The sequence below is a fragment of the Mycobacterium sp. AT1 genome (assembly GCF_002043095.1).
Taxonomy (GTDB): Bacteria; Actinomycetota; Actinomycetes; order Mycobacteriales; family Mycobacteriaceae; genus Mycobacterium.
On sequence record NZ_MVOC01000108.1, the window covers coordinates 1 to 1032 of the forward strand.

The 1032-nt window shown below is 62.7% G+C and carries 1 protein-coding gene; it reads right to left on the reverse strand.

The features are described from left to right. The coding region (locus B1790_RS33330) for a cbb3-type cytochrome c oxidase subunit I (protein ID WP_198952191.1) at positions 1-1032 on the reverse strand (1032 nt) is incomplete at both ends.

Genomic DNA, 1032 nt, shown 5'->3' on the forward strand with positions numbered 1-1032 from the left:
CATCGGTGTCTCGAAGGTCAACTGCCCCTTCCACATCGTGCCGATCCAGTTGAAGAACTTGATGCCCGTCGGAACGGCGATCAGGAACGTCATGAACGAGAAGAACGGCAGCAGCACCGCACCGGTGGCGTAGAGATGATGCGCCCACACCGCGACCGAGAGTGCCGCGATGGCCAGCGTCGCGTAGATCAGCGTGGTGTAGCCGAAGATCGGCTTGCGGCTGAACACCGGCAGGACTTCGGAGATGATTCCGAAGAACGGCAACGCGATGATGTAGACCTCGGGGTGACCGAAGAACCAGAACAGGTGCTGCCACAGCAGCACACCGCCGTTCGCCGGATCGAAGACATGCGCGCCGAGGTGCCGGTCGGCCGCCAACCCGAACAGCGCCGCGGTCAACAGCGGGAAGGCCAGCAGCACCAGGATCGACGTCACCAGGATGTTCCACGTGAACAGAGGCATCCGGAACATCGTCATGCCGGGGGCGCGCATGCAGACCACGGTGGTGATCATGTTGACGCCACCGAGGATGGTGCCCAGACCACCGACGATCAGGCCCATGATCCACAGGTCACCACCGGCGCCGGGCGAATGGATGGCGTCGGTCAGCGGGGAGTACGCGGTCCAGCCGAAGTCAGCGGCACCGCCGGGGGTGATGAAACCGGCAAGCGCGATCAACGCGCCGAACAGGAACAGCCAGAACGAGAAGGCATTCAGACGCGGGAACGCCACGTCCGGGGCGCCGATCTGCAGCGGGAGCACCAGGTTGGCGAAGCCGAACACGATCGGGGTCGCGTAGAACAGCAACATCACCGTGCCGTGCATGGTGAACAGCTGGTTGTACTGCTCGTTGGACAGGAACTGCAGGCCGGGCATGGCCAACTCGGCGCGCATGAACAGCGCCATCAGTCCACCGATGAAGAAGAAGATGAAGCAGGCGACGCAGTACATCATGCCGATCAACTTGTGATCGGTGGTGGTCACCAGCTTGTAGATCAGGTTGCCCTTGGGACCCATTCGCGCCGGGAACGG